Origin of the sequence: Vibrio qinghaiensis (assembly GCF_002257545.1) — a bacterium.
GTDB lineage: Bacteria > Pseudomonadota > Gammaproteobacteria > Enterobacterales > Vibrionaceae > Vibrio > Vibrio ordalii.
On the sequence record NZ_CP022742.1, the window covers coordinates 973058 to 986319 of the forward strand.

Below are 13262 nucleotides of genomic sequence, written 5' to 3' on the forward strand. Positions count from 1 at the left end.
TCTACCTCACGGGTTGTACGTCGTATTATTTATACTTATTTCGGGAAAAACACCCCCCTCTCCAATGAAAAGAAAGGAGTGTTCAATCAGCGAATAAAATGTATTTAACTTCTAGATAAAACTATTTAGCCAATATTTAACACTGACTTTTCCAATAACACTTGATGGTATTTTTTAGATATATTCTTACTTAATGAATCCACTGTAGGAGATTGAAACAGTTCGATAATATTAATCGGAATTCCAAGCTGTCTTTTTATTTCCCTGTGTACTTTACTCATTAGCAATGAGTTGCCTCCTGCATCAAAGAAATTCTCATCTCGGGCAATTTTTTTGACGTCTAAAACCGATTGCCAGATTGAGAGAATGCGGTTTTCAATTTCAGGTGTAATATTGGGTTTGTTATTCGACATGGTGCTAGAACCTTTTATTAGTGAGCGTTTAAAGCTGATATTAGTGAGTGTTTAAAGCTGACTTGTTAATCTTCCCATTCGGAAGCGTGGGTAAGCTATCAACGGAGTAATATCGTGAGGGTTGCATGTAATAAGGCAATACTGTTGCCAATTGTTCTCTGATCACTTGCACATCAACGTTGGACTGCTGAGAGGGCACATAGAATGCCGTCAGATAAGACGCCTTGCCATCATCGCTACTATCAACAATGACCGCAGCGTGAGAAATGCTGGGCATAGCTTGCAACTGAGCTTCAATCTCGGCCAGCTCAATTCGGTGACCTCGCAGTTTGATTTGTGAATCGGTTCGGCCATGAAACAATAAGGCGCCGTCTTCTCTGGTACTCACCAAATCGCCTGTACGATACATTTTCTCTCCACTCTGCACAGCAAAGGGATGATCCACAAAGCGCTCTTGAGTAAGATCGGCTCGTTTGAAATAACCTTTCGCAAGAATATCTCCCGCTAAATACAATTCACCGCATTGCCCTTGTGTTACGGGCTGCAGAGCTTCGTCAAGGACAAGAACTTCTGCGTGTGGAATCGGGCGACCAATGGGCACGACTTTCTCTGTGCACTGTGGCTGACAGTACCAGTGACAGGCAAAAATGGTGGCCTCCGTCGGCCCGTAGAGATTGTGGATATGACCCGGATACTGAGCAGACAGATCATCCACCAAACGTTGTGATAGTGCTTCTCCACCAGAGAAGATATGCTCTAAAGACATACATTGCTGTAATACATCCGCATCGACAATTATACGCAAGGCGGTTGGCACAAACTGAGCCACTGTGACCTGATGCTGCTCAACAAAGTCAGCCAACAGTACGGGATCATACTTAGCATCTTCAGCAATCAGTGCGCAGCTTGCCCCTGTCATCAGAGGCCAGAACATTTCCCAAACTGAAATATCAAAGCTGAATGTGGTCTGATTTAGAACCCGGCTATTTGTCGTCAGTTGAAAAGCCTCTTGCATCCAGTTGAGGTAATTCACCACCGTATGATGCGCAATCATCACGCCCTTAGGCTGACCAGTTGAGCCCGAGGTGTACATGATGTAACACAAGCTCTGTTCGTCTGTCTGCGGTAAGTCTGGCGTTGTCGCACTGGAAAAATCTATGCTATTCACATCCAACGTTGAAAACTTATTACTAAGCCAATCCATGCTATTCAAACTATCAGTGATCACTAGCTTGGCTTCCGAATCCTCTACCATGTAAGCTAAACGATTACTTGGGTAATAAGGATCAAGCGGCAAGTAACAGGCTCCTGACATTAAAACACCTAATATGGTCGCAACTAGGTTATTGCTGCGATTCATGTATATTCCGACAACATCACCTGATGTAATACCAGAGCGGATCAATGACTGGGCAATATTATTGGCACGCAGCTCCAGTTGGCGATATGTGATGTTTTCGCTGTCACTTCGCAGAGCGATATTATCCGGTGTTTTGGTACACTGATGAATAAACTGATTGTGGATCAATTTTAACATTGCATTCATCTCCCCATATTTAATCGTATTCATCTCCGGCTTCCTGCAAGCTGAAGACACTCCGTATTACATAGATAATGTGCCTGAAATCAGAGCCAAGTATTGTTCTGTCAACAAGGTAACCTGCTGTTGAGTAAACGCCGTGCTTTCATAATCAAAATTAAGGGTCAACTGCTCGTCGTCGTCGACAGTTAAGGTCAAATCACATCGAGCGGATTGCTCAACGATGTGTTGAACTTTGATGTGACAGCCCTGAACCTTTACGGCTTCCGGCATCGCAGACAGATAATTAAACATGACCGGGAAGCGCAGCTTCTCGAGCCAGCCTTTGCTTCGCATTTCATCAGCAAGTTCTAGATAGGACACTGACTGATTTTCTATTAACGAGTAGATCGCTTTGCCGCTGGCTTCAATCAAACGCACAATGCTATCCACCTGATCTACCTGTTCGTGGTAGGTGACCATGTTGACGAAACAACCTAACTGACCATCGTGCTGACAAAGGGCTCGATTGGAGACAGGCAAGCCAATCGTTATGTTGTGATAACGAGTTTCATGATTTAACACGAAATTAAACAGCGTGAGTAACACGACATAAGCCGTTGTATTATGAGCGTGTGCAAAGTCTTTTATCGCTCGGCTGAATGGCTGGGAAAGTTCAACCGTGTAACCTTGTGGTGAAGGGTAATCCGCCCTTGGGTACAACGAACTATCCGCACCTTTTGCCCGATAACGATTCAATGTCGACAACCAAAATTGCATCTGGCTCTCTTCATCCACCATCGCACCACGATGCGGCTTCAAGCTCAAATGGTGTTGATGATGCAGTGCAAAGCCATAATCTCCTGCCACATACGCGCGATAAGCCTGAATAAATTGCTCAAAGAATATACCAATGGAATCATGATCAAACACGGCGTGGTGAACACGTACAACGACCACATGTTCATCGTCATTTTTGCTCAATAATGCCAAGCGAATTGGCGGTTCTCTGTCAATATCGATGTCAGAGATATCTGCCATATCCAGCAACTCACAATGAGTCATTTCACTGAGTTTGCCTGTCAAATGCTCAACCTTGCGCTGAAGAATTTCAACTTGCTCTGAGCGATATCCACCTTCTTTAGCGGTAAAGTTATCCAGATCAAATTGAGTAGTCAGGACTGGGTTACTGGCCAACAACCGATTGAGGCACCATTCAACACCCTTTGTATTTGCCTTTCCGTCAAGGTAAATACAAAACGCAGGCTGGTAGGCTCTCGGGTTAGTACTGGTTTGTTCTAACGTCAGGAAATAAGCCTGTTGCGATGTGAGCGGTTCAAATTGCGCTTGTTGATTCTTTTCACTTGGAGTGGGCGTCGCGTCATCCAAGTCATCTGCTAGGTAATAAGGTACGACCGCAGCCAACTTACGCGGCGTCGCATTACTGAAAAAGAGCTTGAAATCTATCTCGCTGTACAGGCGGTGTCGAATCAGAGTTCTGGCACGCATCGCCTGCAAGGAATTCCCGCCTAAGTCGAAGAAGTCATCATTAACCCCTAGGCCACTAAAGCCTAGCACTTCTTGCCAAATGTCCACAAGGTCTCGCTCAAGGTCGTTTGTGGGAGCGCTGCAATCATAATTTAGTTCAGGTCTTACAGGCGCAGAATCCGGCAATCGAGCACTATCTAACTTTCCGTTAGGTAACTTAGGAAAAACTTCAAGGTAAACAAATTGAACGGGTATCATCGCACTCGGGCAACGCTCACTAAGGAAAGCACGCAGTTCCCAAGCACTTGGCTTTTTGTCTGTCAACAAGTAAGCCATCAGCCCACCATTGACCATTTTCACCGCAGCATCGGCTATTTCACCATGCTGACGAAGATTGGCTTCTATTTCGCCCAACTCAACTCGCACACCGTGAATTTTCACCTGACGATCTTTCCGGCCAAGGTACACCATGTCGCCGCTTGCATTGAACTGACCTAAATCTCCAGTGCGATGCGCGCGATGACCGTGATGATAGAAGAAGCGTTCTGCACTCAATTCAGGAAGGTTACTGTATCCACGAGCCACGCCCGGGCCGCATAGGCAGATTTCTCCCACGCCGTTATCTGTCACTAATGCGCCTTTTTCATCGAGCAGAAACAACTCACTTCCTGCCAACGCTTTGCCTATGGTCACGGGCTTGTCTTGCTCTAACTCAGTAAAAGCACAGTTTGCTACAGTTTCAGTTGGGCCATATAGGTTAAACAAACGCACATTTTCGATGCTATCGAAAGTACGTTGCTTAATATCGTCACCGACAGGTTCACCTGATAAAAAAACGGTCTTAGGCAACGACAGCTCACTATCGACAGAACTGCGGTAATTAAGTAATTCATTCCATATTGTAGGAACACAGTAGATTGCAGCGTTGGTTCGATTCTGATACCAGTCAAAGAGTCGTTGAGGGTTATTCAATGTCCCTTCAGGAAGAATATGAAGCGTGTCACCACGTAGCAACGGAGCAAACAGTTGAGTCACCGCAGCCGCAAAGCTTAGAGAGGATGTGAGCGGGAGTGTAGCCTGAGTTTCAGGCCACAAATCGTTATTAAACCAATTGAGATAATACGCCATACTGCCATGTTCAACTTCAACCCCCTTTGGCATCCCCGTTGAACCTGATGTGTATAGGGTATACGCCAAATCAGCATGGCTTACCTTTGGCAACAATTGACCGTCTGAGGTATCAGCAAGATCAAGCGCTGCAACATTCAGTTTGTCTGTACGACATTCAGACATGCTTGATTTCTTGCTCAACAACTCATCTGTAATGATGACGAAGGCACCTGAATCATCCAAAATTTGCTGAATGCGTTTTGTCGGCTGGAACGAAGAGAGAGGCACATAGCTGAACCCTGCTTTCATTATACCCAGTATAACTACCGGTAAAATCAGGCTAGGTTCAAGGTAAACGGCTACTTTACCTTTATCGCGATCAGGATATTGAACAACTAAATAGCTTGCTAGTTGGTTAGATAGCCGCTCTAGCTCAAAATAGGTCAGCGACTTATCTTTGTAGATAACCGCTATTTCCTCAGGGGAGATAGACGATTGCATTGAAATAGATTCAAATACAGGATTGTTATTTTTCACAATATTTACCTCGCTGCTTAAGGCATTCCTGAAGTCGAGCGAGAATGGCTTCTTGCTGACTGGTTTCTACAAATAAAAGTTAAACTTGAAAACTTAGGATTTAATTAAGAAAAGATTATATTCAGCCGTCATAATTTCGTAGAAAGACAAAGCTTAAAAATAAAACCCGAATAACAGATAGTTATAGAATAAAACCAATTTCACATTTAATATTTAATATTATAAATTGACTTTAAATTAACTTTAAATTGACATAAAAAACACTTTAGAATTCAATCTTCCTATTTTTATAAGTAAAAAAACCGACTTCTTAGAGGGCGGGTTTGGTTTACGCGTAATGGTTTATTTTAAAATGGTATTCCTGTTGATGACACGATTGCCCGTATTATATCCACGATTGAGCCTGAGCAATTTCACCCATGCTTCGTGAACTGGAGATCGTCAGTACACGAACCTACTGATGACCAGGTGGTTTCGATAGACGGAAAAACGCTACGAGGCTCATACCATCGAGAAGACAGCTGCCAAATTTACAAAGAGCACGGGGCAGAGAATTTATCTTGTCTGCGCCACATGAGCTTGAATATGCTTCGCTCAGAGCCAACAAAACTGAGCGTCGTCGGGAAACAAAAACGATGCATGATGAAAACTTCAATGCTTGAAGCAGTATTAAGTGCAGATTTTACTCAGGTGATGAAAAACTAAACACTCATGCGGTCGCCCTGACCAAGAAGCCCGCACGAAATGAGATAGGGCTCTCACTCTAATACTGATTGGCACGGCTGAATTCTGTTTAGAAATGAGAATTGCTCTAGACTAAGTGTGAGAAAACTAGGATATTAATGTCGATCTTAATCACACATCTCCCTCGCTACTGAGGAAATGCAAGAAAATCGTCAGAGGAACAACACATGATTTCGAAATGGGCACAGCGCTTTTACCAAATGGCAGAACTTGTTGGCTCTTGGAGTAAAGATCCCTCCACGCAAGTCGGCGCAGTGATCACTAAGCAAAATCGCATCGTTTCGGTTGGATTTAACGGTTACCCGCATGGTATTTCAGACAGTGCAGGCACCGATGATCGTGATATGAAATACCTCAAAACACTGCATGCTGAGGAAAATGCCATCCTGTTTGCCAAGCGTGATTTGGATGGTTGCGAAATTTATGTGACACATTTTCCTTGCCCGAACTGTGCAGCAAAAATTATTCAAACTGGGATTTCCGCAGTGCACTGCCCAGAGCAAACAGAAGACTTCTTATCCCGTTGGGGTGATAAGATCAAAGTCAGCCAAGATATGTTTTTACAAGCGGGAGTTAAAGTAAACTGGCTACCGCTTAGTGATTTGAAATAATTAATCAATGGTCAAAAAAAACGCCCGGCCACATTGGAAGGGCGGTTTTTCTTTTAACGAGTTAGCGTGACAACTTTTACTGAAGCTGAATTTTCTTAATCATCCCAGCTTCAGCATGGCCGGGTATATTGCAGGCAAACTCAACATTGTTATCACCATGAAAGTGCCATAACAGTTGTTTCGCTTTACCCGGCGCAACGGTGACGGTGCTGCCACCATCGTGTTTATGATTGCCCATTTGGCGCATCATTTCTCGGTGTTTTAGCTGCTCGGCGGCTGAACCAATCGAAAATTCATGCTCAATTTTACCTGTGTTCATAACGACAAATTGCACAACGTCATTCGGTTCGATGTTGACCTCTTTTTTGAAGGTGATTTTCATGTCATCCGAGAGTAAAACATGCACCACTTTATCGGGTTTGGCTCCTTTGGCAGGCATGCCGACTTCTGACATGTCATCCATCGCCATGTTCATCGTGTCTGTTTGCTTCATCGCCATACTGCCATGGTCCATTTTGCTATGATCCATTTCAGCCATGACAGAAGAGGTGAACAACGCCAGTGAAAGTGTAATTAGTGTTTTTTTCATTTTGATTTTCCTTAAATTGATTCAGTTACTATTTATTTTCCGATTGGTGCTTAGTTTATACTTTGCCAACTGCACGCTATTTGAGTGTTGCGATTTCACGGTTTTTCCATAGTTTGAATACCGCGGGTAGTACCAATAAGGTTAGTAATAGTGCTGAAGCCATGCCTCCAATCATGGGTGCGGCAATGCGCTGCATGACCTCAGAACCGGTTCCCGTGCCATACATAATCGGGATCAGGCCGATAATAACCGTCAGTACCGTCATCATAACTGGACGAACGCGCTGGCCTGCTCCTTCGCCAATGGCATTGATGAGATCTTGGCTGTCAATGGCCACACCATTTTCTTGTGCATCAATTTTTTTGTATTGCCAAGCTTGGTTTAAATAAACGAGCATGATCACGCCAATTTCTACCGCAACACCTGAAAGTGCAATAAATCCCACTCCCACGGCGATTGAAAAGTTGTAGCCAAGGTAGTGCATCAACCACACGCCACCCACCATCGCCAGCGGCAATGTCGCCATAATGATCAACACTTCTTCGATTCGACGGAAGCTGAAATAGAGTAGTAACATGATGATCGCGATTGTGATCGGCGCGACAACACTCAAACGCGCTTTGGCCCGCTCCATGTATTCATATTGGCCAGACCACACGAGAGAATATCCCACTGGCAGCTGTAATTGCTCCGCTACCGCTTGTTGCGCCTCTGCCACATACGAACCGAGGTCGCGTCCATCAATATCGACAAAGACCCAGCCGTTTGGCCGTGCGTTTTCAGTTTTGATCATCGGCGGGCCGTCTTCGTAGCGAATATCAGCTACATCGGCCAAGGCCAAACGTGCACCGTTTTGAGTCACCAAAGGTAAGTTTTGCAGCTTGACTACCGAATCGCGGTAATCTTGCGGGTAACGTACGTTGATCGGGTAACGCTCTAACCCTTCGATGGTTTCCCCCACATTCATGCCCCCCACTGCGGTTGAAACCACTTGCTGCACATCTTTAATACTTAGCCCATAGCGCGCCGCTTGTAACCGATTGATGTCTATCGTCACATAACGGCCACCAGCCACACGCTCAGCATAAACCGATGCCGTGCCTTGAATGCGGTTAAGGATAGGTTCAAGTTGCGCACCGATGGTTTCAATCTGTTTGAGATCGGGACCCGCTATCTTGATACCTATCGGTGTTTTGATCCCTGTAGCTAACATATCGATGCGTGTTTTGATTGGCATCACCCACGCGTTGGTTAACCCCGGAAATTGCACTAAGCTGTCAAATTCCTTGCGTAGCGATTCTGTGGTTACGCCTTCTCGCCATTGATCGCGAGGTTTCAGTTGGATCACCGTTTCAATCATGGTCAAAGGCGCGGGATCGGTTGCGGTTTCTGCACGACCCATTTTGCCCCACACGGTTTTGACCTCTGGTACGGTTTTGATGAGTTTATTGGTTTGCTGCAATAGCTCACGCGCCTTACCAATCGAGATCCCCGGATAGGTTGTTGGCATATACATGAGATCGCCTTCATCTAATGGCGGAATAAACTCACTACCCAATTTGCTCATTGGATAATAAGTCGAGGCCATTAACATAAAAGCGAATACAATCATGCGCTTAGGATAACTCAAACTCAGATTGAGTAATGGACGATAAAGTGCCACAAGCCCTTTATTGACAGGATTTTTGTGCTCGGAAATAATATTGCCACGCACAAAATAGCCCATGAGAACAGGGACGAGCGTGATCGCTAAACCTGCCGCAGCGGCCATGGCATAGGTTTTAGTAAACGCCAATGGTGAGAACATCTTGCCCTCTTGGCCTTCGAGTGCAAAAACGGGCACAAAACTTAACGTAATGATAAGCAGAGAGAAAAACAGCGGCGCGCCAACTTCTTCAGCGGCTTTACCGATCACCTGCCAGCGATTTTTGTCGGTCAATGGGGTGCGTTCAATGTGTTTATGCACATTGTCGATCATCACAATCGCCCCATCGACCATGGCACCGATAGCAATGGCGATCCCCCCAAGTGACATGATGTTGGCATTGATACCTTGCCAATGCATCACAATAAAAGCCGATAGAATGCCCACGGGCAAACTCAAAGCAATCACTAATGATGAGCGGATATGGAATAAAAACAGCGCACACACGACCGCAACGACAATGAACTCTTCTGCTAACTTATGCCAAAGGTTTTCAACGGCTTGATTGATCAAGGTTGAACGGTCATAAGTGGCAACAATTTCGACACCTTCCGGTAAACTGCGTTGGAGATCAGTCAATTTCGCTTTGACGTCATCAATCACTTGGCTAGCATTTTCGCCAAAACGCATCACGATCACACCTCCAACCGCTTCTCCTTCACCGTTAAACTCAGAAATACCACGACGCATTTGTGGGCCGAGGTTAATATCCGCCACATCACCTAACAATAATGGCGTTCCTTTATCGGTCACTTTCAGTGGTAGCGCTTTAATGTCCTCAATACTGGTCAGATAGCCGCTGGTGCGTACCATGTGTTCGGCTTCCGCAACCTCAATCACTGACGCTCCCGACTCTTGGTTACCATTTTGGATCGCCGCATTGATTTGTTGCAAAGTCAGGTTATAAGCGCGTAGCTTTGCCGGATCAATTTGCACTTGATACTGCTTAACCATGCCGCCAACGGTAGCCACTTCGGAGACACCATTCACCGTTTGCAGCTCGTACTTCAAAAACCAATCTTGCAAACTGCGTAGCTGCGCAAGATCGTGTTGGCCGGTTTTATCTTGCAGTACATAACTGTAGATCCAGCCAACCCCAGTCGCATCTGGCCCCAAGGTTGGTTTGGCATTGGGTGGCAGTTTTGGCGTCACTTGGCTTAAGTATTCCAATACTCGCGAGCGAGCCCAATACATATCGGTTTTATCATCAAAGATGATGTAGACGTAGGAATCACCGAAGAATGAATAACCACGAACCGTTTCCGCTCCGGGAACCGCCAGCATCGCCGTTGTGAGTGGGTAAGTGACCTGATCTTCCACTACCTGCGGCGCTTGGCCGGGATAGCTGGTTTTGATGATCACTTGCACATCTGAGAGATCCGGTAAGGCATCAACAGGCGTGTTCTTTACACTGTAAAGTCCGCCCAAAGTGAGAAACAGAGCCGCCACCAATACCAAAAATCGGTTATTGATCGACCAACGAATAATCGCACCGATCATTGTTGACCTCCTAACGTTTCTGCTGCAGTCATGTTCGTCGCACTACTTACCTGCTCACTCGCTTCCAGTGCTTTTAGTACATATTCGTCACCCTGTTTTGCCACTAGAAATCGAACCGTTTGCCCTTCAGCAAATAAGCTGAGATCCAACGCCTCCTCGACCGTGAAATTGATCTGACCTGCTTGCCAACCCCATTTGCTTACTGGTTTGTAATTGAGAGTGATCATCCCAAAATCTGCCATCAATGTGCTGACATCACCCGTTAACCACGCTTCATTGGCAGCTTCCACTCCGTTAATTCGCGACAAATCAGCGCTTTGGCTCGACTCCGAATCCAGCAGAAAATGCGCCGACGTGACGACCGTGTCTTGCTCCGTTAACCCTTGTAAAACTTCAAGGCGTTCGCCTGCTTCGCGGCCAACTTTAATCCTTGCTGAGCGGTATTTGCCATTTCCTTCAGCAAGTACGACTCGCGTCATGCCGCCCGAATGAATAACTGCTGATTTAGGAATGGTGAGCACCGCTTGTTGCGATACGGGCTGCAAAGCGATATTGGCGAACATGTTAGGCTTCAACTCTCCATTCGGGTTAAGAAATTTCAAACGCATACGCAGCGTTCGGGTTTTCGGATCCAAAATGGGATAGACGTAATCTATCTTCCCTTGCCACTCCTTGCCGGGAAGAGCATCCAGTGTCATTGACGCTAAACTACCCGACGTAATCCAATGTGCTTGGCGCTCAAATACCTCAGCATCGACCCACACTTCGCTTAAAGGGCCTGCGCTTATCACCGCTTGCGCTGGCGATAAGTAACCCCCTTCGCGAATATTCAAACTCGCAATCACCCCATCAGCAATGGCTTTGACCTCTATCGATTGAGTGGCTTTGCCTCGAGCAATAATCTGTCTGATCTGTTCACGATCAACCCCCAGTGAAACCAAACGCTCGGTTGCGCCTTTCAGTAAACTTTCACGGCTGGCTCGATGGGCATTTAACAGCTCCTCCTGCGCTTTAACCAACTCTGGTGAGTAGAGCGTAAATAAGACATCGCCTTTACGAACCCGCTCTCCAACCGCATTAATGTTCAGTTTTTCAACCCAACCGGCAACGCGAACGTTCGTTTGCCACAATAAACTGTCATCAAATGCAATGTAGCCCACTGTCTCAATGCGTGGAGATAACGGCGCAAACACCACGGGTTCCGTTTTCACACCCAGGTTATTTTCGACCGCAGCACTGATGGTCACCGTGCCACTCTTCTCTTGTGCTTGCGTCAGCGATTCGGTGTACACCGGGATGAGGTCCATCCCCATCGGCGACTTACCCGGTTTATCGCGTTTATAGTTTGGGTCCATCGGCGCAACCCAATACAGCGGCTCAGACGTCGCATTGGCTGAGTTCATCGCCTCCATATCATGACCAGACAGGTATTGATTGATGCCAAACCCCAGTAATCCACCTATCGCTAAGGAAAGTACGGCTATGTTTAATGATTTCATTGAGTTCTCCTACTTTTCTACAGGCGTAAGTGTTTCTACAGACGTAAGTGTTTCTACAGACGTAAGTGTTTCTAAAGAGGTAAGTGAAGGGGCGCTAACTTGAAAATCGAACCCATTTAACAGATAAGCAAGGTTACTTTTGGTTAGATTTAGATCGGCCATTAGGCGTACTTGCTCTAGTTGTAACGCCAATTCATCGCTGGCGGCACTGACGACATCATTAAACTGGGAGGTATTGTTTTCATAGCCTCTCTCAACCGCTTGAGTGCGCGCTTTCGCTTGCGTTAATAAGGTGGTTTGATAGCGCGATAAACGCTGTTCGAGGTTCGTTTTGTCAACCAGTAAGGCATTCACTTTGGCGTTCATCTGCGCCAATAGAACGTCACGCTGTGATTTAGCCGCGCCCACTTGATATTGCGCCGCCGCGTGATTTCTATCTTGACGGTTCCCTGTAAACAGCGGGATATCCATGGTGAGATAAGCACTGACCATATCGGCTGCGGGCCCACCTTGCATGCTGCTTGCTTGGCGATAGGCGTACATCACTTCGACACCAAACTGAGGTTGATAGGCCGTTTGTGCTATTTCGACTTGCGTTTGGTTGGTGTGAATTGTCGCTTCTGCCATGCCGACCATCGGGTGAGTGACCAATAAAGCATAGTGAGTGGTGCTGTCATTCATGGCCGCCAATTGCGCTTCCAAACGGGACCAGTTCACTGGCTCTTCAGCGGCTAACATAGGCTGTTCAACCAACCAAGCGCTACCTAACCATTCGCTACCTAACCATTCGGATAATTGCGACACAATGCGTTGCTGCGTTTGTTGATTGGCTTGTAATTTTTCGTCCAACTTGGAAACTTGTAGCTGCGCTTGCAGCAGATCTTGCGCTTCGCTTTTACCTAATGAATAGTTCGTTTCAATAAAACCGACCAGCTCACGCATTAAGGTTTGGTTTGCCCGCACGATACGTTCAGCGCGTTGTTGGTAGCCTAACTCTAACCATAATTGAGTCATGCTGTTTGCCACTTCCAACTCACGTAAATTAACCTGAAGCGCAACACCACTGGCTTGTTGCTTTGCTTTTTTCGCTTGTAATGCCAAGCTTGAACCCCGTTCAAACTGCTGCATTAAACCCACAGAAATGTTAGTCATAGGATCTTCATCAAACTTAAAACTATCAATGGGCAAACCACCAAAGCCAACTTTGATCTTAGGATCCATTAGGGTTGAACTGGCCATTCCCGTTTCTTGTATTGCTTGAGATTGAGCAAAATATTGCTTGCGGACGGCATCATTCGATAATGCAGCGTCAATCAGCTGAGCTAATTGTTTTGCATGCGAATCTGGCTGAGCCATCGCGGCTTGTGGGGCTGCCCTCACCATTAAGGGGAATGACAAAACGCCCACTATACTGATCGACCAAGCGATCACAGAGAGTTTAAGGTTCACAATAAAATTCCATCTTTCATGCATCGCAAAGATTGAGATGCAACAGAGAGTCACGCACCTAGTTAAAGGCCGCACAAACACGCCATAAGCGTAATGAA

At 46.0% G+C, this 13262-nt stretch carries 8 protein-coding genes and 2 pseudogenes; 3 read left to right on the forward strand and 7 right to left on the reverse strand.

Annotated elements, in window-relative coordinates; all coding sequences use genetic code 11:
• Positions 1 to 125: 125 nt before the first annotated feature.
• From CCZ37_RS18160 to CCZ37_RS18170, 3 genes are read right to left on the reverse strand one after another with little or no spacing between them, the layout of a single operon-like run.
• A complete protein-coding gene (locus CCZ37_RS18160; RefSeq protein ID WP_094501929.1) occupies positions 126 to 413 on the reverse strand; it encodes a phosphopantetheine-binding protein in 288 nt (95 codons plus the stop codon).
• Between the two features lie 40 nt (positions 414 to 453).
• The gene (locus CCZ37_RS18165) at positions 454 to 1983 is read right to left on the reverse strand and encodes a non-ribosomal peptide synthetase (RefSeq protein ID WP_244187302.1); all 1530 of its coding nucleotides are present in this window, start codon (positions 1981 to 1983) and stop codon (positions 454 to 456) included.
• A 33-nt stretch (positions 1984 to 2016) separates the two neighbouring features.
• Entirely contained in the window at positions 2017 to 5067 is a 3051-nt protein-coding gene (locus CCZ37_RS18170) for an amino acid adenylation domain-containing protein (protein WP_094501931.1), read from the reverse strand.
• A 324-nt stretch (positions 5068 to 5391) separates the two neighbouring features.
• On the opposite strand from CCZ37_RS18170, the pseudogene CCZ37_RS19740 reads away from it, so the two are divergent.
• From CCZ37_RS19740 to CCZ37_RS18180, 3 genes and pseudogenes are all read left to right on the forward strand, one after another.
• Positions 5392 to 5586 (forward strand): annotated as a pseudogene (locus CCZ37_RS19740) (ISAs1 family transposase); the annotation flags it as partial.
• Positions 5581 to 5772, forward strand: a pseudogene (locus CCZ37_RS19745) (transposase); the annotation flags it as partial. The pseudogenes CCZ37_RS19740 and CCZ37_RS19745, both read left to right, overlap by 6 nt.
• A 206-nt stretch (positions 5773 to 5978) precedes the next feature.
• The gene (locus CCZ37_RS18180) at positions 5979 to 6422 is read left to right on the forward strand and encodes a dCMP deaminase family protein (protein WP_010319355.1); all 444 of its coding nucleotides are present in this window, start codon (positions 5979 to 5981) and stop codon (positions 6420 to 6422) included.
• 76 nt (positions 6423 to 6498) lie between these two features.
• Here the strand turns inward: CCZ37_RS18180 and copI are convergent, their stop codons facing one another.
• The 4 genes from copI to CCZ37_RS18200 form a co-directional block, all read right to left on the reverse strand.
• Positions 6499 to 7011 carry a copper-resistant cuproprotein CopI gene (gene copI, locus CCZ37_RS18185; protein ID WP_010319356.1) on the reverse strand — a complete coding sequence of 171 codons (513 nt, stop codon included), beginning with the start codon at positions 7009 to 7011 and terminating at the stop codon, positions 6499 to 6501.
• A gap of 76 nt (positions 7012 to 7087) precedes the next feature.
• Positions 7088 to 10216: an efflux RND transporter permease subunit gene (locus CCZ37_RS18190; protein WP_094501933.1), complete on the reverse strand. Its 3129-nt coding sequence runs from the start codon at positions 10214 to 10216 to the stop codon at positions 7088 to 7090.
• The gene (locus tag CCZ37_RS18195; RefSeq protein WP_094501935.1) at positions 10213 to 11715 is read right to left on the reverse strand and encodes an efflux RND transporter periplasmic adaptor subunit; all 1503 of its coding nucleotides are present in this window, start codon (positions 11713 to 11715) and stop codon (positions 10213 to 10215) included. Before CCZ37_RS18195 ends, CCZ37_RS18190 begins: the two co-directional genes overlap by 4 nt.
• A 9-nt stretch (positions 11716 to 11724) precedes the next feature.
• Positions 11725 to 13188 (reverse strand): TolC family protein, encoded by a 1464-nt coding sequence (locus CCZ37_RS18200; RefSeq protein WP_094501937.1) that lies wholly within the window; start codon positions 13186 to 13188, stop codon positions 11725 to 11727.
• Positions 13189 to 13262 lie beyond the last annotated feature (74 nt).

What these genes read in the sequence shown, in the direction of transcription:
- CCZ37_RS18160 (WP_094501929.1), bottom strand. Translation starts at nt 413, where the DNA reads ATGTCGAATAACAAACCCAATATTACACCTGAAATTGAAAACCGCATT.
- CCZ37_RS18190 (WP_094501933.1), bottom strand. Translation starts at nt 10,216, where the DNA reads ATGATCGGTGCGATTATTCGTTGGTCGATCAATAACCGATTTTTGGTA.
- copI (WP_010319356.1), bottom strand. Translation starts at nt 7,011, where the DNA reads ATGAAAAAAACACTAATTACACTTTCACTGGCGTTGTTCACCTCTTCT.
- CCZ37_RS18200 (WP_094501937.1), bottom strand. Translation starts at nt 13,188, where the DNA reads ATGCATGAAAGATGGAATTTTATTGTGAACCTTAAACTCTCTGTGATC.
- CCZ37_RS18165 (WP_244187302.1), bottom strand. Translation starts at nt 1,983, where the DNA reads ATGAATACGATTAAATATGGGGAGATGAATGCAATGTTAAAATTGATC.
- CCZ37_RS18195 (WP_094501935.1), bottom strand. Translation starts at nt 11,715, where the DNA reads ATGAAATCATTAAACATAGCCGTACTTTCCTTAGCGATAGGTGGATTA.
- CCZ37_RS18180 (WP_010319355.1), top strand. Translation starts at nt 5,979, where the DNA reads ATGATTTCGAAATGGGCACAGCGCTTTTACCAAATGGCAGAACTTGTT.